Annotated in this window: 1 protein-coding gene; it reads left to right on the top strand. The window is 68.2% G+C overall.

Annotated elements, in window-relative coordinates; translation table 11 throughout:
* Positions 1-905 (top strand): condensation domain-containing protein (locus tag HUA78_RS45695; RefSeq protein WP_254624269.1); only part of this gene is annotated, 905 nt, incomplete at both ends.

Below are 905 nucleotides of genomic sequence, written 5' to 3'. Positions count from 1 at the left end.
CAACTCGAAGCGCAGAAGCCGTTCGAGCTCTCCCAGGCCCCGCTGCTCCGTGCTTCCGTGCTTCGCCTCTCCGAGCAGCGCCACATCCTGCTCGTCACCGTCCACCACATCGTCTCGGATGGCTGGTCCAGCGGCATCCTCACGCGGGAAGTCGGAGCGCTCTACGCCGCGTTTGCCCAGGGACTCCCCTCGCCGCTCGCGCCGCTGGAGCTTCAGTACGCGGACTACGCGGCGTGGCAGCGAGGCTGGCTGCGCGACGAAGCCCTCTCCAAGCAGGTGAGCTGGTGGCGAGGTCAGCTCGCCGGGGCTCCCCACGCACTGGAGCTGCCCACCGACAGGCCGCGTCCTCCCGTTCAGACGGCGAACGGCGGCACGCTCCCCATCGAGCTGGGCTCGCAGCTCACCGCCGAGCTGCGCGCGCTGTGCCTGCGTGAAGGCGTCACGCCCTTCATGGCACTGCTGTCCGCGTTCCAGGTGTTGCTCGCTCGCTACTCGGGCCAGGACGACATCGTCGTCGGCTCGCCCATCGCGAATCGGCAGCGCTCGGAGATAGAGGGCATCGTCGGCTTCTTCGTCAACACGCTCGCGCTGCGCGCACGGCTGACGGGGGAGATGACGTTCCGCGAGTTGCTGGCTCAGGTGAAGGAGACGACGCTCGGCGCGTACACTCACCAGGACGTGCCCTTCGAGAAGCTCGTCGACGAGCTGAAGCCCGAGCGCGACCTGAGCCGGTCTCCGCTCTTCCAGGTCATGTTCGCTCTTCAGAACACGGGCCGCTCGGCCGGGCCGCAGGACGGTGAGGAGAAGAGTCCGCTCGAGCCGATGCAGGTGGACAGCGGCACGGCCAAGTTCGACCTGTCCCTGCTCTGCGGTGACTTCGGCGACGACATCGGCGGCCTGCTCGA

The organism is Myxococcus sp. CA033 (genome assembly GCF_013336625.1).
Taxonomy (GTDB): Bacteria; Myxococcota; Myxococcia; order Myxococcales; family Myxococcaceae; genus Myxococcus; species Myxococcus llanfairpwllgwyngyllgogerychwyrndrobwllllantysiliogogogochensis.
This window is presented reverse-complemented; position numbering and strand designations above follow the sequence as displayed.